The organism is Anaeromicropila herbilytica, from assembly GCF_016591975.1.
GTDB lineage: Bacteria > Bacillota > Clostridia > Lachnospirales > Lachnospiraceae > Anaeromicropila > Anaeromicropila herbilytica.
In genome coordinates, this window is record NZ_AP024169.1 from 2,150,657 (window position 1) to 2,172,587 (window position 21,931).

The 21,931-nt window shown below is 32.1% G+C and carries 18 protein-coding genes; 14 read left to right on the forward strand and 4 right to left on the reverse strand.

Annotated features, from left to right (window positions below):
• Positions 1-142: 142 nt before the first annotated feature.
• The 3 genes from bsdtb5_RS09120 to bsdtb5_RS09130 are packed head-to-tail and all read left to right on the forward strand — an operon-like array spanning position 143 to position 4,248.
• The gene (locus bsdtb5_RS09120; RefSeq protein WP_271715708.1) at positions 143-1,102 is read left to right on the forward strand and encodes a putative ABC transporter permease; all 960 of its coding nucleotides are present in this window, start codon (positions 143-145) and stop codon (positions 1,100-1,102) included.
• On the forward strand, positions 1,095-2,669 hold the full coding sequence (gene cls / locus bsdtb5_RS09125; protein WP_271715709.1) for a cardiolipin synthase: 1,575 nt from the start codon (positions 1,095-1,097) through the stop codon (positions 2,667-2,669). Before bsdtb5_RS09120 ends, cls begins: the two co-directional genes overlap by 8 nt.
• Positions 2,670-2,721: 52 nt before the next feature.
• On the forward strand, positions 2,722-4,248 hold the full coding sequence (locus bsdtb5_RS09130; RefSeq protein ID WP_271715710.1) for a methyltransferase: 1,527 nt from the start codon (positions 2,722-2,724) through the stop codon (positions 4,246-4,248).
• Between the two features lie 88 nt (positions 4,249-4,336).
• On the opposite strand, the gene bsdtb5_RS09135 is transcribed toward bsdtb5_RS09130, so the two are convergent.
• Positions 4,337-4,540: a ferredoxin gene (locus tag bsdtb5_RS09135; protein WP_330611988.1), complete on the reverse strand. Its 204-nt coding sequence runs from the start codon at positions 4,538-4,540 to the stop codon at positions 4,337-4,339.
• A 233-nt stretch (positions 4,541-4,773) separates the two neighbouring features.
• On the opposite strand from bsdtb5_RS09135, the gene bsdtb5_RS09140 reads away from it, so the two are divergent.
• The 10 genes from bsdtb5_RS09140 (at position 4,774) to pap (ending at position 19,074) form a co-directional block, all read left to right on the forward strand.
• The gene (locus bsdtb5_RS09140) at positions 4,774-5,022 is read left to right on the forward strand and encodes a hypothetical protein (RefSeq protein WP_271715711.1); all 249 of its coding nucleotides are present in this window, start codon (positions 4,774-4,776) and stop codon (positions 5,020-5,022) included.
• Positions 5,023-5,109: 87 nt separating this feature from the next.
• Entirely contained in the window at positions 5,110-5,727 is a 618-nt protein-coding gene (gene ruvA, locus bsdtb5_RS09145; RefSeq protein ID WP_271715712.1) for a Holliday junction branch migration protein RuvA, read from the forward strand.
• Positions 5,728-5,788: 61 nt separating this feature from the next.
• On the forward strand, positions 5,789-6,796 hold the full coding sequence (gene ruvB / locus bsdtb5_RS09150; RefSeq protein WP_271715713.1) for a Holliday junction branch migration DNA helicase RuvB: 1,008 nt from the start codon (positions 5,789-5,791) through the stop codon (positions 6,794-6,796).
• 224 nt (positions 6,797-7,020) lie between these two features.
• Positions 7,021-7,440: a cell division protein ZapA gene (gene zapA / locus bsdtb5_RS09155; protein ID WP_271715714.1), complete on the forward strand. Its 420-nt coding sequence runs from the start codon at positions 7,021-7,023 to the stop codon at positions 7,438-7,440.
• 85 nt (positions 7,441-7,525) lie between these two features.
• The gene (locus tag bsdtb5_RS09160; RefSeq protein WP_271715715.1) at positions 7,526-10,054 is read left to right on the forward strand and encodes a peptidase U32 family protein; all 2,529 of its coding nucleotides are present in this window, start codon (positions 7,526-7,528) and stop codon (positions 10,052-10,054) included.
• A gap of 8 nt (positions 10,055-10,062) precedes the next feature.
• Complete coding sequence (locus tag bsdtb5_RS09165; RefSeq protein WP_271715716.1) at positions 10,063-11,385, forward strand: FtsW/RodA/SpoVE family cell cycle protein; 1,323 nt, start codon at positions 10,063-10,065, stop codon at positions 11,383-11,385.
• A gap of 49 nt (positions 11,386-11,434) precedes the next feature.
• A complete protein-coding gene (locus tag bsdtb5_RS09170; protein ID WP_271715717.1) occupies positions 11,435-12,973 on the forward strand; it encodes a peptidoglycan D,D-transpeptidase FtsI family protein in 1,539 nt (512 codons plus the stop codon).
• Positions 12,974-13,189: 216 nt separating this feature from the next.
• Complete coding sequence (locus bsdtb5_RS09175; RefSeq protein WP_271715718.1) at positions 13,190-13,642, forward strand: NUDIX hydrolase; 453 nt, start codon at positions 13,190-13,192, stop codon at positions 13,640-13,642.
• 295 nt (positions 13,643-13,937) lie between these two features.
• Entirely contained in the window at positions 13,938-17,420 is a 3,483-nt protein-coding gene (locus bsdtb5_RS09180) for a glycoside hydrolase family 2 TIM barrel-domain containing protein (RefSeq protein ID WP_271715719.1), read from the forward strand.
• A 145-nt stretch (positions 17,421-17,565) separates the two neighbouring features.
• Positions 17,566-19,074, forward strand: coding sequence for a polyphosphate:AMP phosphotransferase (gene pap, locus bsdtb5_RS09185; RefSeq protein WP_271715720.1), 1,509 nt, complete (start codon positions 17,566-17,568; stop codon positions 19,072-19,074).
• An 88-nt stretch (positions 19,075-19,162) separates the two neighbouring features.
• Here pap and bsdtb5_RS09190 read toward each other — a convergent pair whose 3' ends face one another.
• From bsdtb5_RS09190 to bsdtb5_RS09200, 3 genes are all read right to left on the reverse strand, one after another.
• Positions 19,163-19,687: a peptidylprolyl isomerase gene (locus tag bsdtb5_RS09190; RefSeq protein ID WP_271715721.1), complete on the reverse strand. Its 525-nt coding sequence runs from the start codon at positions 19,685-19,687 to the stop codon at positions 19,163-19,165.
• A 195-nt stretch (positions 19,688-19,882) separates the two neighbouring features.
• Positions 19,883-20,053 carry a DUF1540 domain-containing protein gene (locus bsdtb5_RS09195; RefSeq protein ID WP_271715722.1) on the reverse strand — a complete coding sequence of 57 codons (171 nt, stop codon included), beginning with the start codon at positions 20,051-20,053 and terminating at the stop codon, positions 19,883-19,885.
• Positions 20,054-20,173: 120 nt separating this feature from the next.
• Positions 20,174-20,380 (reverse strand): DUF1858 domain-containing protein, encoded by a 207-nt coding sequence (locus tag bsdtb5_RS09200; RefSeq protein WP_271715723.1) that lies wholly within the window; start codon positions 20,378-20,380, stop codon positions 20,174-20,176.
• 251 nt (positions 20,381-20,631) lie between these two features.
• Between bsdtb5_RS09200 and bsdtb5_RS09205 the strand changes: the two genes are divergently transcribed.
• Positions 20,632-21,909, forward strand: coding sequence for a M23 family metallopeptidase (locus bsdtb5_RS09205; RefSeq protein WP_271715724.1), 1,278 nt, complete (start codon positions 20,632-20,634; stop codon positions 21,907-21,909).
• The last annotated feature ends 22 nt before the right edge of the window (positions 21,910-21,931 follow it).

The window sequence follows — 21,931 nt, forward strand, 5'->3', positions numbered from 1 at the left end:
CGTAGTAGCGTCAAGAAACCAGCATGGGTATTTGACATCTGAATTGATATGATATAAGATAGAATATCAATTTAAAGTCTATTTTAATAGAATTATGGGATGAAATGCCATTTAAAATAAAAAATAAGAATAGGAGAATGGTATGTGGGAGATAAAAATTTTTGGATTTGAATTTTTTTATATATTTTATAATTTCATTTTTTATAGTTTCTTTGGTTGGATCTATGAATCGACTTTAGTGTCGGTTCGCAATAAGAAGTTTATTAATCGCGGATTTATGAATGGTCCTGTGATCCCAATCTATGGTGTTGGTGCAACCGTTGTCTATGTTGTATTTTTACCATTAAGAGATAATATAGCAATTATCTTTTTCGGAGGTCTAATTCTGGCTACTGTAATTGAATACATTACTTCCTATGCTATGGAGAAAATATTTCATGCAAAATGGTGGGATTATAGCTATTTGAAATATAACATTAAAGGTCGTGTTTGTTTACGAGTTTCTTTATTTTGGGGAGTACTATCTGTAGCAATGACTTATTTTATGCAACCTATTATTTCCGAAATAATAAAAAGGATTCCAAAGAATTATGGGGAGAATATCGGGTATGCTATCTTTGGTTTGTTTTTTCTTGATTTTGCAATTACATTTATTAGTACATTAAAACTAGATCGTAGAATTGCAGATATTCAAAAATTACGCCAGGAGTTAACGGAATATATTGAGAATACTAGAATTTATGAAACAAAAGAAGAGATTAGAATACGATTTGAGAATTTTAGAATTACTGAAATGATTGACAATATTAAGTTAAAACTTGAGAATGAAATCATGAAGCATAAGGATAACACATCCTCAATGGATAGTTATGATTTTATGGCTAGAAAAATTGAAACGGAAACGAAAATTAGAGAAATTTTAGGTAAATATCAAAAGAAAAGAGATTTTCATATCATACATAAACGACTTTTAAGGGCATTCCCTGGACTAAAGATAAAAGGTCGTGAACTTGCATTAAAAGATTTTAAAGATAAAATGCACCAGGAGAATAATATGAGGAATATTGAAGAAGAGCCAGGTGGGAGTGATTTTAATGAGTGATGATAAGTTAGATATTTTTAAGGATGATATAAAGGGTAAGATAAAAACAAATCTGAGTGGATTCTTTCGCGCATGGTTGGTTAGTCTGCTTGTAATCCTACAATTTTTGGGTATTCTATTTATAAGCTTGTGGTTACAAAGTTATACCGTATATGTTTATTTCTTCCTTGAATTAATGAGTATTATTATCATAGTTGTTTTAGTAAATGATACAAGAAGTGCTTCTTACAAAATGGCATGGATCTGTATTGCTCTTGTACTTCCTATTACAGGCCAGATTATGTATGCTTTATGGGGAAGAGCTGATTCGAAGAAGAAGATTGAGAAAAATGTATTAGTGAAGATTCAACATGGTGTAAACTATTTAAAACAGGATGAGAGTATTTTAGAAGAATTGGAAGATACGTATCCAAGAAATAAAAGAATGGTCAATTATTTGATATCAGAAAATTATCCGGTATATAAAAATAATCAATTGAATTATTATCCAATGGGTGAGAATGTATTTGAAGCCATATTCAAGGATTTAAGTGAAGCAAAAGATTTTATTTTAATAGATTTTTTTATTGTAGCAGAAGGCGTATTATGGGATAAAATGCATGAAATTCTATTGGATCGTATAAAAAATGGTGTGAAGGTAATGTTCTTATATGATGATTTTGGAGCGATGCTTCGAACACCAAAACACTTTAAGAGAATGCTAGAAGCAGAAGGTTTTCAAGTACGTGTATTTAATCCAATTCATAAATATACGGATAAACTATATATGAATTATCGAAGTCATCAAAAAATTATTGTTATCGATGGAAATATTGGATATACTGGAGGTATGAACCTTGCAGATGAGTATGTAAATATCATAAATCGTTTTGGTAAGTGGAAAGATAACGCAGTTCGAGTAATAGGGGATGCAGTTTGGGGCCTTACTGTTACCTTCTTACAGATGTGGGAAGTATGTGAAGATGGTGAATTTTTAGATTATGAACCTTTCCGCCCTACAATGAAGTTTGAAGAAAGTGATGTCTATTGTAGTACTATATCTGATGGACCAGCGAATAACCCCAATAACCCAATTGAAAGTATCTATAAACAGATGATACAATATTCTGAGAGATATCTTTATATTACAACACCTTATCTTATTATTGAAGATGATATGAAAGATGCCTTAAAGATTGCAGCGAAAAGCGGAATTGATGTTCGCATTATTACTCCAAATATACCGGATAAGAAGAATGTTAAGATGCTTACGAATTATAACTATGGCGAACTATTAAAATATGGTGTGAAAATATATGAATATACACCAGGATTTATCCATGCAAAAACAATTATCAATGAAAGTTGTGGAATCGTAGGAACCATTAATATGGATTATCGTAGCTTTTATTTACACTATGAATGTGGATTATGGATGAGTAATCCTGAGATTATTCAAACAATCAAGGAAGATTTGTTAAAGACAATGCAAGAAAGTAATGAAATAACATATGAAGAATGGAAAAATCGCCCGGTTACTTTAAAAATCTATCAATTATTTTTAAATATGTTTTCTACTTTAATGTAGAAAAAGATATAAAGCTGGAATAGAGACCAGCTTTTACTTTGTGTAGAATAATATGAAGATGCGGGTATTAATGAAAGAAAGGCATGGGTGTAAGATGATACGTGAATTATTTGATAAGATTATAAATAGAGAAGATACGAGAAAAAATCTAATTGAACTGAAACAATTATTAAAAGAAGAAAATAATAAGAGGGCATTTCTATATTATGCGGGCTCGGAACTACATCTATTATGCGATTTACTCAAAGAAGAGGATGCGAAGATTCGTAAAAATGCAGCGTTAATCATGGGAGAGATAGGACAAGATTCTTTTCTTGAATTACTAATGGATGCTTATGAATCAGAAGAACAATTATTTGTTAAAAGTTCATATTTAACAGCAATCAGCAAACTTGATTTTAAAAAATATAATACGAAGTTAAAAACATACTTAAATGATTTGACGAACAAGGAATGGCCTTTAGAAAGTAGAAAGCATGTGGATGAAGAGATAAGAATCTTAACGAGCATGATGCTTGAACTTGAAAAACCAAAATTCCACAAATTTGTTGGATATGATAAAACAATGGATGTAGTCCTCTTAACAAATCGAAATCATAAAGATATTACTCTTAAGCAATTAGAAGAAGTAAATAAGAAAGAGTTTAATGCAGGTGTTATCGTTCGTTCAACTGACCTAAATAAGATACTTAAGATACGTACATTCACAGAAATGTTATTTCTAATTAAGGGCATGAATAGCTTGAATGACAAGCCAACATCCATTGCTGAGACTATTAGTAAAAGTAATCTATTGACTTTTTTAAAGCAAGTTCATGAAGGAGATTCTCCCTTCTATTTCCGTATAGAATTAAAAAGTAAGATGGAATTAGATAAAAAGAGTGCCTTTACAAAAAAGATTGCTAGTGAATTAGAACGATTAACAAAACGTGAACTTATTAATTCTACTTCAAATTATGAGATAGAGATACGATTAATTGCTAATAAAGATGGCGGATACAATACGCTATTAAAATTATTTACCCTAAAAGATACCCGTTTTTCCTATCGCAAGAATTCTATTGCTAATAGTATTCATCCTGTGAATGCTGCACTTTGTGCTAATTTGGCTAAAGCTTATCTAGAGGAAGAAGCACAAGTTTTAGACCCATTTTGCGGAGTGGGAACTATGCTCATTGAACGTAATAAGTTAGCCCCAGCCAATCCAATGTATGGTATCGATATCTATGGTGATGCAATCGATATGGCGAGAGAGAATGCATCATTAGATAAAACTATCATCAATTATATCAATCGAGATTTCTTTGATTTTAAACATGAATATTTATTTGATGAGATTATAACAAATATGCCAAATGCCAAAGGACGAAAAGATGACGACGATATAAAGAAGTTATATCATAGTTTTTTTAATAAAATTCCAGAAATTCTAAAGGAAAATGGTATAATTCTCTTACATGTTAAGGATGAATCAATGGTTCAGAAAGAACTAAAAAATTGCAGGTTTAAATTAGAAAAGAAATGGGAATTGTCGAAAAAAGAAGAGACTTATTTTTATGTAATTCGATACATCGGATAGAGTTTTTGTTAGGGGGATAAAGCTTTTCTTAGTAAACTAAAACATGGCTTTTGCCTCCCTAACCAACCCTTTAATTAAAAGACTGTATTTATTCTTTAATGTCGATGGCATTAACAGGACAGGAGTCTCTACCTTCCTTAGCTCCTTCTTCTGCGTTAGAAGGAATTTCGTCAACGATTGTTTCTGATTTGCCATCATCGTTCATTTGGTATACCTCAGGGCATACATTTACACATAATTCACAACCAATACAAGTATCTTGATCAACAACTGCTTTCATAATCAATACCATTACATAACCATCCTTACCAGATGTGTTACAGCCACATAATATAATTTAATGAATTTAGGTTGAAAGATTCGATATGTGGCATCCTTTCTTTTTGTTATTTTCTTTCAGCCTTAAAATTTTGGTATAATATTACCTTTTTGTCACAAATTTATTATATACACAATTAATTTATATATACAATAATATTGAAAATAATGTGTACAAAAAGATCACAGTAAGGGGGAGATATATCTATGATGTATACAAATGTTTGTAAACACTGTAAAAAAGTATTTAAATCTAAAATATTGATTTTTTCCTGTAAGGATTGTATTAAGTTAGATGCGAATCATTTTGATGCCATTGAACTATATTTAAAGATGTATCCGAACAGTAATGCCTTGCAGATATCAGATGAACTAGGAATCACAGCTTATGAAGTATTACAGTATGTTAAAGAGGGAAGACTTAAAGAATCAAGAGGAACGTTTGAACAATTATAAGACAGTAATCGAACATTTGTTTACAAAACCTTGATTTTTCATAAAAGCTAGGGTATAATTACAAAAAAGTGTTCGAGGAGTATTTGGATGATATCGTATATTAAAGGTGAATTAGCAGAGATTAGTGACGAATTAATTGTTGTGGAATCAAACAGTATGGGATACGAGATTCGTGTTCCTATGTCTGTTGTGAATCAGCTCCCAAGCGTTGGGGATGATGTAAAAATCTATACATATCTATATGTGAGAGAAGATGCTCTTAATCTATATGGATTTTTAACAAGAGATGATTTGAATGTGTTTAAATTACTTATAACTGTAAATGGAATAGGACCAAAAGGTGCACTTGGTATCTTATCGACGATTTCACCTGATGACTTAAGATTTGCAGTATTATCCGATGATGTGAAGGCAATCTCAAAGGCACCAGGAATTGGGACAAAGACTGCTGGTAAATTGATATTAGAGTTGAAGGATAAATTGAAATTAGAAGATGCATTTGAGAAAAAATTAGAGAATAGTCTAGGCGCTTCTGTTGGTGAGAATACTACTACAGATTCGAAAAATGAAGCAATTCAAGCATTAGTAGCGTTAGGATATTCGAACACTGAGGCTTTAAAGGCAGTAAGGCAGGTTACGATAACAAGTGACATGAGTGTAGAGGATATCTTAAAGCAGAGCTTAAAGAAAATATCATTATTTTAGAAGAAAGTAAGAGTTAAAGTCATACCGAATAAAATGAATGATATGAAAGGCAAGATGATAGATGGGGAAACGTATAATAACCACTGAATTAATGGAAGAAGATTATAAGATTGAAAATAGTCTTAGACCAAAATTATTAAAAGATTATATTGGACAGAAAAAAGCAAAGGATAACCTTAAGGTCTATATTGAGGCTGCAAAGGCTAGAAAAGAATCCTTAGATCATGTATTATTCTATGGACCACCAGGACTTGGTAAGACTACATTAGCAGGTATCATTGCAAATGAAATGGATGTGAATATTAAGATTACTTCTGGACCAGCAATTGAAAAGCCAGGAGAGATGGCAGCTATTCTTAATAATCTTCAAGAGGGTGATTTACTTTTTGTGGATGAGATTCATCGATTGAATCGACAAGTTGAAGAAGTATTATATCCTGCTATGGAAGATTATGCGATTGATATTGTAATTGGAAAAGGGGCATCTGCTAGGTCTATTCGATTGGATTTGCCAAAATTTACTCTAGTTGGGGCTACAACAAGGGCTGGAATGTTAACAGCTCCATTAAGGGACCGTTTTGGAGTGGTTTCACGACTCGAGTTCTATACGGTTGAAGAATTGACAGATATTATTACAAGGTCAGCAAAAGTATTCAATGTTGAGATTGATAGTAAAGGCGCAAAGGAACTTGCTAGAAGATCTAGAGGAACACCTAGACTTGCCAATCGTTTATTAAAGCGTGTACGTGATTTTGCAGAGGTAAAATACGATGGTAATATTACAGAAGAAGTTGCTAACTTTGCATTAGATTTACTAGAAGTTGATAAATTAGGACTTGATAATATTGATCGAGAGATTCTACTTACTATGATTAATAAATTCGCAGGAGGACCAGTTGGATTAGATACCATAGCAGCTGCAATTGGAGAAGACTCTGGTACCATCGAAGACGTATATGAGCCTTATTTAATACAGAATGGCCTTATTAATCGAACTCCAAGGGGTAGGGTGGCAACGGATATCGCATATAAACATTTTGGACTAAATCGTGTAGAATCTGACTTATAGTGAGTACATTGTCGAAAATTCTTTTTAAAATCTATTGTTTTTCTTGCCTTTTTGTTTATAATATTAATTAAAGATTAGAGTCTGAATTGACATAGGCTTTAGTTGAATGGATATAATAAAGAATTAGAGAATAGTTGATATAATTAGAAATAGAACTGTAAGTCTGTTGTGTCTTGCAGTGAATCCTTTTTAAGAATCCTACAAAAGTCACAAGGGGCGAGAAGATGAATACAATGAATAATGTTGAGGTTATCATTAATAACAAAAGATATACCTTATCTGGTTATGAAAGCGGCGAATATTTACAGAGAGTAGCATCTTACATAAATGGTAAACATCAAGAATTCAGACAAAAAGATTCTTATAATCGATTAGATGTCGAACTTAAGAATATTTTACTAGAGATTAATATCGCAGATGATTATTTTAAAGCGAAGAAAGAAATCAAGGATTTAGAAGAAGATAGTGATATGAAGAGTAATGAGATCTTCAATATTAAGCATGAAATGATTGCAGCCGAGACCAAATTAAGTGCTGCTTTAAAAGAGCTTGAGGCTTTAAAAACGGAATATAACGACGCACAAAAGAAGATTGTTAAATTAGAAACAGAGCTTGAAGATTATAACAAACATCAACAAGAATAATGTAAATGGCTGTCATATTAGTTTGACAGCCATTCATAAATTTTAGCATATTTATGTTTACAGATAGATAGGAGTTTTATTTTAAATGATTAAAAAGATAGAAATACTTGCTCCAGCAGGATCTTCTGAAAGTTTGAAAGCTGCTGTGAATGCTGGTTGCGATGCGGTGTATATTGGTGGTAATAAATTTGGTGCAAGAGCTTATGCCAATAATCTAAGTGAAGAAGAATTACTTGAAGCGATTGATTATGTTCATATTCATGGAAAATCCCTTTATTTAACAGTGAATACCGTATTAAAAAATCCAGAATTAGAAAATGAATTATATGAGTATATTAAAAAATATTATGAACAAGGATTAGATGCAGTAATTGTACAAGATCTAGGTGTACTGCATTTTATTCATAAGAATTTCCCAGACTTACCAATCCACGCCAGTACGCAGATGACTCTAACTACGGCAGAAGGTGTGAAAGCTTTTGAAGGCATGGGAGTTACTAGGCTTGTAACATCAAGAGAGCTATCAAGTGATGAGATTCAAGAGATAAGAGAACATACGAATCTTGAAATTGAATCCTTTGTGCATGGAGCGTTATGTTATTGCTATTCGGGTCAGTGTTATATGAGTAGTATGCTTGGGGGACGTAGTGGCAACCGAGGAAGATGTGCTCAGACTTGTCGTATGCCTTATCGAGTGTTTGAAAAAGGAAAGTCAGTAAGAGGTGAAGAAGATAAATATATATTAAGTCCAAAAGATATCATGACTTTATCATTAATACCAGATCTTATAGGAGCAGGGATTGATTCCTTTAAAATAGAAGGACGAATGAAAAGACCTGAGTATACTGCATTGGTGACTAGTATCTATCGTAAATATGTCGACCTTTATTTAGATATGGGAAGAGATAAATATCTCGATTATACAAAGAAACACCAAAAAGAGCTAGATGAAGATATCAAGAAGCTAATGGATCTATACAATAGAGGAGGATTCTCCTCTGGCTATTATAAGACCCATAATGGTAAGAATATGATGTCGATGCAAAGACCGAACCACAGTGGTGTTCTGGTTGGTGAAATAAGCCAAGTTAAAGGTAATCGTGCGGAGATTATTCTGAAAGAAGAAGTAAATAGTCAGGATCTTTTGGATATCCGTATGAATGAAGAAAGTATCTATGAGTTCACATTAAAAAATGGAGCCATGAAAGGAGATAAGATTGAAACTAATTTTAAATCCACTGCTCCAGTCAAAAAAGGCTATGCTGTATATCGAACGAAGAATGATAGACTACTTAATGAATTAAAAGAAAAATACCTTGATCATGATGTTAAACAAGGAATATGTGGTAAGTTTATAGCGAAAATTGGTGAGAAGATGGAATTAAGTCTTACTCATCAAGATATCGAGATTAAAGTAAAGAGTGATATCGTTGAAGAGGCTAAGAATCAACCAACTAAAAGAGAAAAGATAGAAAATCAATTGAATAAAATGAATACCACTTCATTTTATTTTGCTCACTTAGATATAATTTTGGACGAGAATATATTCATACCTGCTGTGAAAATAAATGAGTTAAGAAGAGAGGCAGTTTCTGCGTTAACGAATCAGATATTATCAAAGTATCGTAGAGTGTTAAGCAAGAAGAATAATGAAACTGAAAGTAATGATGGTGATTCAATTGCTTCATCCCATACACTAACTCAGAGTGGGCAAGAAAAGTGTAGTAATAATAAATCGAAAATAGTAGTTCATCTAAATAATAGAATTCAATTAGAGGAAGTATTACAAAGACGTGAAGTTGATGTTATATACTACGGGACGAATGATACTCTTTTAAAGGACATTCTACCGATTGCAAGAAAAGTAAATGAAGTAGGAAAGCAGTTTTATCTCGTATTGCCACATATTTTTAGAAAAGAAACTTACGAGAGATATCTTTCAAACATTGAGATTTTAAGAGATCCATTAATTCAAGGTTATGTTATAAAGAATCTAGAAGAATATACCTTTGTGACAGAGGTAGTAGAACATCAAAGATTCCAAAAAGAGATTATCCTTGATTACAATATTCATACGATGAATAATAGTGCAAAAGAATTCTGGATAGAGAAAGCAGTAAATCATTTTACAAGCTCAATCGAATTGAATTATAAAGAATTAAAAGAGCTTGGATGTGAAGATTCTGATCTGATTGTATATGGACATTTACCGTTAATGGTGTCTGCTCAATGTGTTCTTAAGAATACAAAAGGATGCATTAAAGTGAAAAATAAGATACAATCTATAGATGATATAGAAAAGACGGATGAGTTAATTGCCTTAAGTAATGAGGTGGAACTTGTTGATCGTAAAAATAAATCGTTTTTTGCTATGAATGTATGTAATTATTGTTATAATCTTATATATAACGGTCAGCCAATCTCCTTGTTATCTAATAAAAGTGAGATCGACCGTTTAACTCCATATAGTATTCGTCTTGATTTTACATTTGAAACTAGAAAACAAGTGAAAGATACTTTGGATGAATTTATTCGTGTATTTGCGTACAACCATCCAATGGAGGATGATGTAAAAGATTACACGAGAGGACATTTTAAAAGAGGAATAGAGTAGGTGATTAATTGGAAAATTTAATCGTTGAATTATCAAAATATATTATTATAATATTAGTAACAATATACACTCTATATTGTTTTACTGCATTTCGCGGGAATGATAAGAAGAGAAAGAATCGAGTATTTCGAGCTCAATCATTAATCATGTATTTTATACATTTTATCTGTTACATGCTTATTTTTATGGATTCGAATAATATAAAAGTACTCATTTTGTATTTAGTAGAGGTTGTGTTCTTTATTGGTGCACATTTATTATATCGCGTCATTTATCGGAATTTATCAAGATTAGTCTTTAACAACATGCTTATGTTATTGATGTTTAGCTTTGTCATGTTGACGAGATTATCCTTTGATCAAGCAGTAAAACAATTTACTTATGCAGCAGTTTCGATGGGTATTTGTTTATTCATACCAATGATAATCGATCGTTTTCGATTCCTTGACAAATTTGGTTGGATATACGGAGGAACTGGGCTATTATTATTAGTGATTGTTAAAAAGTTTGGTACCATGAATTACGGTGCCACGAACTGGATTAAGATTGGAAGTATCGCAATACAGCCATCTGAGTTTGTAAAGATCCTTTTTGTTTTCGCTATCGCTGCATTGCTGTCAAAGAGTATAGAATTTAAAGATATAATTAAAGTAACTATACTTGCAGCTGCGCATGTACTAGTATTGGTACTGGAAAGAGATTTAGGAGGAGCACTCATCTTCTTTGTTACTTATCTGGTTATGCTCTTTGTTGCAACTGCAAATCCGTTTTATTTTATTGGTGGGCTACTTAGTGGTTCTTTTGCATCTGTTGTAGCATATCGATTGTTTAATCATGTAAGAGTTCGTGTAATGGCATGGAAGAACCCTTGGAAATTAATTGATAATCAAGGATATCAGGTAACCCAATCCTTATTTGCTATTGGAACTGGCGGATGGTTTGGAATGGGACTTGGAAGAGGACTTCCTGGTGATATTCCAGTTGTTGAAAGTGACTTTATTTTCTCAGCTATTTCAGAAGAATTAGGAGGAATAACAGCACTTTGCATTATACTAATATGTATTAGTTGCTATATTATGTTCGTTAATATTGCTATGAAGATTAAAAAAAGGTTCTATAAGTACGTAGCATTAGGGCTTGGTACCATCTATGTATTTCAAGTGTTTTTAACAATTGGTGGTGTAACAAAGTTTATCCCATCAACAGGAGTTACCTTACCTTTAATAAGTGCTGGTGGTAGTTCTATTTTAAGTACAATAATCATTTTTGGAATCATACAAGGACTATACGTTCATAATCAAAATGAAGATGTAAAAAATGTGAGAGATTAGTGTGTCGTCAAAGACGACAGATGGGAGCTAGTGTAAGCTGGGAGCTAAAATGAAAGATTTAGATGAGAAGAAAATAAGGAAAAGAAAAAAAGAACAAAAACTTAATAGAGAAGAAAAATCTAATAGAGAAGATAAAAAGATGCGTAAAGCTGATAATCTTGAAGAAGGAAAAGAAAAGAAAAAGAGGAGTACCAATCGCGAGATTATTATGACTACTTATATATTTATAGGATTATTCGTAGGCTTGATTGCTTATTTTTCTTACTTTTTGATTGTAGAGAGTAGCGATGTCATTAATAATACCTATAATAAAAGACAGGATTTATTGGCAACAAGAGTAGTGAGAGGTAAAATTCTAAGCAATAATTATGAAGTGCTTGCAGAAACGAAAGAGAACGAAGATGGCTCTAGTAAAAGAATATATCCTTATAAAGACCTATTTGCACATATTGTAGGACGCAATTCAAATGGAAAGACTGGGATTGAATCTTTAGAGAATTTTAAATTATTAACATCGAACATAAATCCTATTAGTAAAGTAATGAATGAATTAGCGGGAGAAAAAAGTATCGGAGACAATATTGTAACTACATTAGATCTGAATTTACAAAAGGTAGCTTATAATGCCTTGGGTAATCACAAGGGTGCAGTAGTTGTAATGGATCCAAGTACTGGTAAGATCTTAGCTATGGTTTCAAAACCGGATTATGATCCGAATACCATTTCTGTTAATTGGAATACCTTGGTGGAAGATTCGGAAAATGATTCGGCACTAATTAATCGTGCAACGCAGGGGTTATACCCACCTGGCTCAATTTTTAAGATAATTACAACATTGGAATACCTTAGAGAGAATCCGAAAAATTATTTAAAATACAGATACAATTGTGTGGGAAAGGATAACTTTAATGGTATGGAGATTAATTGTTACAATAGTGAAAGACATGGGGAAGAGGATTTGCTTTCATCTTTTGCCAATTCATGTAATACTTCTTACGCTACTATTGGTAATAAGCTGAATTTGAGCAAGTATCGTAGGCTATGTGAACAATTTTTATTTAATTCTTCCTTACCTACCAAGTTAGAATATCGAAAAAGTAGCTTTGTCTTAGATGAAGATTCATCCGTTCAAGAAGTAGCACAAACTGCAATAGGTCAAGGAAAGACACAAATTAGTCCATTCCATGCAGCATTAATAGTATCAGCTATTGCAAATAGTGGAACATTAATGCAGCCTTATGTAGTTGACCATATTGAGAACTATAATGGTGATATGGTGAAAAAATATTTACCATCTACTTACGACTCGCTTATATCTGCCAATGAAGCAAAGGTTATTACAAGATTTATGAAGGAAGTAGTAAATAGTGGTACAGCAGAAGCATTGAAAAATAATAAATACAGTGTTGCAGGTAAAACAGGCTCTGCAGATCATAACTCAAACTTACCAGCACATGCATGGTTTGTTGGATTTGCTTCAAAGGGCAAGAAAAAGGTAGCAGTTAGTGTAATTGTTGAAAGCGTCGGTACGGGTAGCACTTATGCTGTACCAATTGCTAAAAAGTTGTTTGATAATTATTTTGATTAAAAAAGTTACATTTCACCCTCATGGCTGAATTGTAACTCAAATAATTCTTAACTTTCGACATTGGACTGACATATTTACCATACTTTTCATAATTTATTCTTAATTAATAATAAAAGTTTTACAAGTTAGAAGTTAAATTTTTGTTGAAAATATATAAAAAAAGATGTATACTAAGGAAAAGATAAGACGTCACACCAAAGTACAGGAGGAATTGCGATGATAGAAGCAACGAGCTGTGGCGGTGTGGTTATATTCAGAGGAAAGATTTTACTACTGTATAAGAATTATAAGAATAAATATGAAGGTTGGGTGTTACCGAAAGGTACAGTTGAAGAAGGCGAAGAGTACAAGGAAACTGCAATTCGTGAAGTAAAAGAAGAAACTGGTGTTGATACTTCGATAATCAAGTATATCGGTAAAAGTCAATATACATTTAACACACCCCAAGATACAGTAATAAAGGATGTTCATTGGTACTTAATGATGTCTGATAGTTATTATAGTAAACCACAACGTGAAGAGTATTTTATGGATTCTGGGTATTATAAATTTCATGAAGCATATCATATGTTAAAATTTTCGAATGAAAAGCAGATTTTAGAACGTGCATACAATGAATATGTTGATTTGAAAAAGAGTAACCTCTGGGGAAATAGAAAGTATTTCTAAGAGAAATCTATGATATATTATTAAGAATAAATTTTTCATAGAAATTTCTTGGAATCATTTTCTTTATAACAGAATATCACTGCTAAAAAAGTAGTAAGATTACCATTGAATGTAATCTTACTACTTTTTTGTATTATATAAGGATGTTGTAAATAGTAATCAAGAAGACAATACACATTGCTTGTATAATAAAAGACATTTTTAAAAATAGAGCTAAGATTTATGATAAATATAGAATTAATGGAAGATACTATCTTAATTTTGAGTAAAAATAAAGAAGAAAGTGAGTAATCTGATGTCAAAGAAGGAACTATTTAATGATGGATGGAGTTTTCAGAAAACAAAGACAGATGTGGAATTAGAAAATCTAGATCAATTTAAGGATTGGAAGAGAGTAGATTTACCGCATGATTGGTTAATCTATGATGCAAATAATTTATATGAAACAAGTAAAGGATGGTACCACAAAGAATATTACATATCTTCGATGAATGATCAAATCTACATATTACGATTTGATGGAATCTATATGGATTCGAAAGTATATATAAATGGCATTCTTGCTGGTGAGTGGAAATATGGGTATTCCACTTTTGAATTTGATATCACAAAGTATTTACAAGACGGTAGAAATGAGATTGTAGTATCCGTAAATCATATGTCACCTAATTCACGCTGGTATTCAGGTGCTGGGATTTATCGAAATGTGTGGTTGATTAAAGTTAATCAAATCCATATTCCTAGTGATGGAGTATATTTATCTACAGAGAAATTATCTCAGGGTGTAGAAAATCAATGGAAAATGGTTGTCGATACAGAAGTAGCTTTTAAAAATGATATACAGATCATGAAAGATAATCTAGTGATAAAACATATGATTATCGATCAAAGTAAGCAGGTAGTTATAGAATCAGAAAACAATGGAATTATAAATAATAAGGAAGATAATTGTTTTGTAAATTCTCAAATAATAAAGTTAGAGAATCCAACACTTTGGAGTCTTGATAATCCGTATTTATATACACTAAGAACAGAACTCCTATTAGAAGGTCAACTTCTTGATTGTAAAGAAGAGAGATTTGGATTCCGTACGATACGCTTTGATAGTGAGGAAGGTTTTTTCTTAAATAATAAGCGTGTGAAGATTAATGGAGTATGTATGCATCACGATTTGGGTTCGTTAGGTTCTGCAATGAATAAGGTAGCATTACATAGACAATTAAAAATGATGAAAGACATGGGGGCAAATGCAATAAGAACTTCTCATAATATGCCTGCTACTGAGTTGATGGAATTGGCGGATGAGATGGGGATACTAATTAATTCAGAAGCTTATGATATATGGGAACGTCCTAAAACAGAATACGACAATGCAAGATTCTTTCAGGAATACTGGAGAGCTGATGTTAGATCATGGATTAAGAGAGATCGTAATCATCCAAGTGTTATTCTATGGAGTATTGGTAATGAGATTTATGATACACATGTAGACAAGAGGGGATATGAGATAACCAACCAATTAGTAAATGAAGTGAAGAAGTATGATGATAGAAGAAATGCATATGTCACATTTGGATCTAACTATATGCCATGGGAGAATACTAAGAAATGTGCAGAGCTATTGGATGTTGTAGGTTATAATTATGGAGAGAAAATCTACGAGGAAGACCACATACAATATGAGAATTGGTGCATCTATGGTAGTGAAACTGCAGCGAGAGTAAGCAGTAGAGGAATATATCATTTTCCAAAAAATACACCAATTAAAACTCACGATGATTTACAATGTTCTTCCTTAGATAATAGTAAATCAGGTCTAGGCGACAGAGATTCTCAATATTCCATCATCGCCGATCGTGATACACCTTTTAGCGCCGGACAGTTTATATGGACTGGTTTTGATTACATTGGAGAACCTTCTCCATACTTTACCAAGAATGCCTATTTTGGTCAAGTTGACACAGCTGGATTTAAGAAAGATTCTTACTATTTATATCAATCAGAATGGACGGATTATAGAACAAATCCTATTGTACATCTTCTTCCATACTGGGATTTTAATGAGGGACAATTAATTGATGTTATGACATACTCTAATGCACCGAAGACAGAATTGTTCTTGAATAATCAATCTATTGGTGTTGTTGAAGTTGATCATAAGAATGGTCAGAAGTTAAATGGAGAGTGGCAGATACCATATCAGAAAGGAACGTTAACTGCGGTTGCCTATGATGAGAATGATAATGTTATTGCAACGGATTCTGTGACTTCCTTCGGTGATGGAGTGAAAATTGTAACGAAATATGATCAATGCGAGTTAATTGCTAATGGGCAGGATTTAATCTTCTTAGAAATTACCACTGTTGATGAACAGGATGTCTTTGTTGCAAACGCAAGGAGTCGAATGGACGTTAGTGTAAGTGGAGCTGGAAGACTAGTTGGTCTTGACAATGGAGATAGTACGGATTACGACTCTTATAAAGGAACAAGTCGAAAGTTATTCAGTGGAAAATTATTAGCGATTATCGCAGCAAAATTAGAGCCAGGAGACATTACAGTTACAATATCTTCAAAAGGATTCGAAACAGTTGTAGAAACACTGAAAGCATTACCTATATTGCCATTAGAAGAAGACTTCGATAATAGATCTATGATTGGTGTCTCTGCAATCATGGAAAATATAGAGTCTGAGAAAAATGAAGAGATTCCAGTGCGTAAGATAGAATTAATATGTAAGGACAGTAGATTGTTAACAAAAGATAATCTAAATGCATCACTGCAAGCAAAGATTTATCCCGAGAATGCGTCATATCAAGAACTAACTTGGTCAGTAATTACCAATAGTGGAATAGTAACGAATATTGCAACAGTTGAGGATTATAACTTTGAAGCAGTTGTAAAAGCAATTGGTGATGGCGAGTTCAGGCTTCGTTGCTCCTGTAATAATGGGAAAGAATCCCCAGAGGTAATATCGGAGCTAGAATTTAAGGTGGAGGGGCTTGGTGAGGCAACCATCAATCCTTATGAATTTGTATCGGGTAGTTTCTATAATAAAAGTAATATGGTGCTAAATGAAGTCATATCGGGTGGTGTATCAGCAGATAAAGATCCTACTTATATTGGATTTCGTGGAGTGGACTTTAAAGAAGTTGGATCTGACGAGATTACAATTCCTATGATTCATTGGTTCCATAATGAAAGCTTGCCTGTTGAGGTATGGGAAGGTATGCCGAATGAAGAAGGCGCTGAATGCCTATTCGAAGGCATGTACCAAGCTGATTTTGTATGGCAGACTTATATTCCAAATACATTCAAACTAAAAAGAAGAATTACTGGATTGAAAACTATCTGTATAGTTGTAAAAGCAAAGGGTGTAGATGTATCCGTCAAAGGTTTTGAATTTAAAGAATATAATAAAGCTTATGAAACATTAAATGCAGTCTCTAATAATAGAATCTATGGTGATTTCTTCAAGATTGGGGAAAATACGATTGAGAGAATTGGTAACAATGTATCAATAGAATTTGATTCCATGAATTTTATTGATGGTGTGAGGAAACTAGTGGTATGTGGAAGAACACATAATAGTCAGGATTCTATTCATGTTATTTTTAGTAGTGAAGAGGGAGAAAGTAATCAAATTATAGAATTTAATTATTCTGAGGAGTATATTACAAAAGAATTCTTATTTGATAATAGTAAAGGATTGTATAAAGTGAAATTTGTATTTTTACCAGGTTGTAAATTTGATTTCAAATGGTTCCAATTTCAAGCCTAAAATTGGTGGTAGCGTATACTTTGACATTAGTGTTCTAGTGAAGGGATAATAAGATATTTAAAGCATGATGATGGATTAATTTCATTATATATGTAAATGATATATTGTGAAATATATAGAAGAATATAATGAGATGAGGCCGATTATGCTAGAAAAAATTGATCTAAATAAATCAATTGATCATAAGGAATATACAGATAAATTAGAGACATTATCAAAACAGTTATCGGTATTGCAAAGAGAGTGTCTGAGTAGACAGATACCTATTATGGTTGTGTTCGAAGGATGGGGTGCATCTGGTAAAGGTGATTTAATAAACAATCTAATTCATTCATTGGATCCTAGGGGATTTAAAGTATTTTCTATAGATATAGAAACAGAGGAAGATAAAAAAAGACCTTATCTATGCCGTTTTTGGAATAAGATACCTGCAAAGGGACAGATAGCGATTTTTGATCGAAGTTGGTATCGTAGAATATTATCTGATAGAATGGATGGCATTTCAGACAAAAAGAAAGTGCAAAATGCATATGATGAAATATTGAATTTTGAAGATATGTTAATTAAAGATGGAATGTTAATTATTAAATTCTTTCTTCATATCTCAAAGCATGAGCAAAAAAAGAGACTTCATAAACTAGAAGAGCATAAAGAAACGGCATGGCGTGTAACAAAAGCGGACTGGAAACATAATAAAAACTATGAAGAATATTTAGCTATCAACAATGAGATGCTTGAAAAGACAGATATGGCAGAAGCACCATGGAGCATAGTCGAAGCTACAGACTTACAATATGCTGAAATAAAGGTATTATCAACCGTTGTTGAGCGAATGGAAACAGAACTAACAAAGGATGTTGTAGCTTCAAGGAAAGTGGATAATTATCATAGGAAACTTGGATGGATACCAAGTGAAGAGCTTTTTCATAATAGTACTTTAGACTCTGTAGATTTATCGTTATCGATAGAAAAAGAAGAATATAGAAATAAATTAGAAGTTCTTCAAGAAAAAATAGCGATTCTACAAAATAAAGTATATCTATTACAAATTCCTATTGTAATCGTTTTTGAAGGATGGGATGCAGCTGGAAAAGGAGGAACGATTAAACGACTTACCGAATGTCTCGACCCAAGGGGGTATGAAGTGATTCCAATTGCAGCACCTAATGATATAGAAAAAGAGCATCACTATATGTGGAGATTTTATAATAAACTACCGAAAGCTTCTCAAATTGCCATATATGATCGAAGCTGGTATGGAAGAGTATTAGTTGAACGAGTGGAGGAACTTATACGTGACGAGGAATGGAAGAGAGCTTATAGTGAAATAAATCAATTAGAAAAGCAATTAACGAATGCTGGTACAATTGTAATGAAATTCTGGCTTCACATTGATAAAGAAGAACAAGGAAAACGGTTCAAAGAAAGACAAGAAAATCCTGAAAAACAATGGAAGATTACAGAGGAAGATTGGCGAAATAGAGCAAAGTGGGATGAATATGAAAAGGCGGTAGATGAAATGCTTATTAGAACATCTACTACCTATGCTCCCTGGACTATAGTAGAAGCAAATTCTAAGAATTATGCGAGGATTAAGCTCTTAGAAACTGTAATGAACGTTATTGAAAAATATATAGAGAATTTAAAAAAATAAAGAAAAGGTTGCCATATTGGATAAATTGGCAACCTTTTTTTAAAACTATACTTAATCAATTGAATAGAATATATTCGTTATTTAATTATTAGCATTTCTCAGGTTCATCATATTCAACACCGAAAGTATCTACAGTTACTTTTTTCATAACTTGTTTTGTTGCTGGACGGTCTGAATAATCTGTCTTAGTTTCTGCAATCTTATTTACAACATCCATTCCTTCGGTAACTTGGCCAAATGCAGCGTAAGAACCGTCAAGGTGAGGAGAATTCTTATGCATAATAAAGAATTGAGAACCTGCTGAGTTAGGCATTTGAGAACGCGCCATTGAGATTACTCCAGGAGTATGTTTTAATTGATTGTCAAATCCGTTTAATTTGAATTCACCTTTAATTGAATATCCAGGACCTCCCATACCACTTCCTTCTGGACATCCGCCTTGAAGCATGAAACCATTAATTACGCGGTGGAAGATAAGACCATCATAATAACCCTTTTTTACTAAAGAGATAAAGTTTTTTACTGTGTTAGGTGCTATATCAGGATAAAGTTCAACTTTAATAATTTCTCCTGATTCCATTTCGATTGTAACGATAGGATTTGTATTTGCCATTTTAATATTCCTTTCTAAAACTTAATTAATTACCCAAAGGCTACCATATATGGTAGCAAATTTGTACTATAATATATTAGCTAATATTTATTTCTTTGTAAACACTTTTATTCCCACAACTGCACTTTTGCTTTATAAAAACCCTCTAAATGAAGATGATTCATCTAGAGGGTTGCATAATTCTAATTTTAAATATCAGGTAAAGCTTTCTTTTCTTTGAAATGAATTACAGTCAGTACCTTGTACGTCACTTGTAACTTGATCATGTTTACCTACTTGAATTTGTTCTAATGTACAATACTTATCTTGATTTGCATTGTATCTACATTCGGTAACATTACATTTTATACTTGGATTCTTGTCCATAAAATCGCCTCCATTAAATTAATTTTCAATTACTTTTTTATTATGATTTAAACCATAGATAAATATTCATAAGATTATGAAAACTATTAAAGAAGGCGAAAAGGTTTTAATTTAATCGAATTAAGCTTTTGTTGCTAAATAATTGTTTAATTCTTCAACTAATTCATTAGGATCCATTCCATGAACTGCACAAGCATCTTCTAATGATTCCATTTGAGAAGATGGGCATCCAAGGCAGTGCATTCCTGAATTTAATAAGATTGGAACAACACCTTGATCAATTTTTAAGATTTTACCAATTACCATTTCCTTTGTTACTTGAGCCATAATTAGTTCTCCTTTCATGATAGATATTCTTGATATTAAAATATCATGATATTTTGTAAAACTTGATACAAAGATACCATTTTTTAGATTATAACACATTGGAAAATAAAATGTTGTAGCTACAGATACAAAAGGTTAAAATATTCGTATGCTTTGACATGATTTTTATTGACCTAGTTATATTCTTTTGTAATAGAAAGCCGATTCAAACATAAACTATTAGTAGATTTTAAATAAAGGTAAGATAAGGAATGAATCGATTTGAAAAAATAAAAAATGCTGTAATGTGTGAGCTGATTTTAGTATTATCTATATTAATCATTTTTACATATCAAAATATTGGAAATGATTCTCAAAGTAATTCCAAACATAGTTCTAAGGAAAAGAAAGTTGAAACCATGGCTGTACAAATAAATTCGAAACAAAATACAAATGATATTGAAGATAATGATGAAACAACAGATTTATTAACTGTGGAGCTAAATCAGATTTTAAAAAATAAATCACTGAAAGAAAGTGGAGAAGCGAATAACCAGAACAAATCGGATTCTGAGGATGATAAAGATAAGAAAGAAGAAAAATCATATATAAAATGGGTAGAATTCAATGTGAATTGTGCGGCATTAGAAGATGCCTATAATTATGACGTTCAATCTGTAATAAATAACGAAGACGTAAGACTTAATTGGATTGAATTATTAGCATACTTAGGAGCGAGGAATGGTGGTAATTTCTCAAAATATAAGAAAAAAGATATGGAAACACTCGTTGATAAATTAAAAAGTAAGGAAGTTGATATGAGTAGTTTAACGAAAGATATGAAATATTATAATTATTATTACGAGGCATATTCAGCAGTTCTTAGTGGGCTGGTAGGTGAGTATGAAGTTGAGACTACTGATGAAAATAATGCAGAGCAAAAACTGTGGGTAAAAAAATATGGTTTAAAAGCCTTTTCACCAATTGCAAAATTTTATGATTACAATGATTATGATGATTTTGGAGTTTCTAGATCTTATGGATATAAAAGAAATCATTTAGGGCATGACATGATGGGGCAAGTTGGAACACCAATTGTTGCAGTTGAATCAGGTTATGTAGAAGCCCTAGGATGGAATCAGTACGGTGGTTGGAGGATAGGAATACGAAGCTTTGATAAAAAGAGATATTATTACTATGCTCACTTAAGAAAGAATTTCCCTTATAATAAATCACTAACTGTTGGAAGTGTTGTTCAAGCAGGAGATGTTATTGGATATTTGGGTAGAACTGGTTATAGTAGAAAAGAGAATACCAATAACATTGATACATCGCATCTTCATTTTGGTCTGCAATTAATATTTGATGAGTCACAAAAAGAAGGAATTAATGAAATATGGGTTGATTGCTATAGCTTAACTAAATTTCTATATCGAAATCGATGTGAGACGAAAAAGGATTTAGAGACAAAAGAGTATTTTAGAGTATATCAGTTTAAGGATCCAGCTGCGGAAAAATATTTGGAGCAAATTAAGAATGCTAATAACTAACTTGATACTAATTCATATATGG

Coding starts and splice junctions, on each gene's coding strand:
- bsdtb5_RS09130 (WP_271715710.1), top strand. CDS start 2,722: ATGAAGATGCGGGTATTAATGAAAGAAAGGCATGGGTGTAAGATGATA.
- pap (WP_271715720.1), top strand. CDS start 17,566: ATGCTAGAAAAAATTGATCTAAATAAATCAATTGATCATAAGGAATAT.
- cls (WP_271715709.1), top strand. CDS start 1,095: ATGAGTGATGATAAGTTAGATATTTTTAAGGATGATATAAAGGGTAAG.
- bsdtb5_RS09190 (WP_271715721.1), bottom strand. CDS start 19,687: ATGGCAAATACAAATCCTATCGTTACAATCGAAATGGAATCAGGAGAA.
- zapA (WP_271715714.1), top strand. CDS start 7,021: ATGAATACAATGAATAATGTTGAGGTTATCATTAATAACAAAAGATAT.
- ruvB (WP_271715713.1), top strand. CDS start 5,789: ATGGGGAAACGTATAATAACCACTGAATTAATGGAAGAAGATTATAAG.
- bsdtb5_RS09180 (WP_271715719.1), top strand. CDS start 13,938: ATGTCAAAGAAGGAACTATTTAATGATGGATGGAGTTTTCAGAAAACA.
- bsdtb5_RS09205 (WP_271715724.1), top strand. CDS start 20,632: ATGAATCGATTTGAAAAAATAAAAAATGCTGTAATGTGTGAGCTGATT.
- bsdtb5_RS09170 (WP_271715717.1), top strand. CDS start 11,435: ATGAAAGATTTAGATGAGAAGAAAATAAGGAAAAGAAAAAAAGAACAA.
- bsdtb5_RS09135 (WP_330611988.1), bottom strand. CDS start 4,540: ATGGTATTGATTATGAAAGCAGTTGTTGATCAAGATACTTGTATTGGT.
- bsdtb5_RS09175 (WP_271715718.1), top strand. CDS start 13,190: ATGATAGAAGCAACGAGCTGTGGCGGTGTGGTTATATTCAGAGGAAAG.
- bsdtb5_RS09120 (WP_271715708.1), top strand. CDS start 143: ATGTGGGAGATAAAAATTTTTGGATTTGAATTTTTTTATATATTTTAT.
- ruvA (WP_271715712.1), top strand. CDS start 5,110: ATGATATCGTATATTAAAGGTGAATTAGCAGAGATTAGTGACGAATTA.
- bsdtb5_RS09140 (WP_271715711.1), top strand. CDS start 4,774: ATGATGTATACAAATGTTTGTAAACACTGTAAAAAAGTATTTAAATCT.
- bsdtb5_RS09160 (WP_271715715.1), top strand. CDS start 7,526: ATGATTAAAAAGATAGAAATACTTGCTCCAGCAGGATCTTCTGAAAGT.
- bsdtb5_RS09195 (WP_271715722.1), bottom strand. CDS start 20,053: ATGGACAAGAATCCAAGTATAAAATGTAATGTTACCGAATGTAGATAC.
- bsdtb5_RS09200 (WP_271715723.1), bottom strand. CDS start 20,380: ATGGCTCAAGTAACAAAGGAAATGGTAATTGGTAAAATCTTAAAAATT.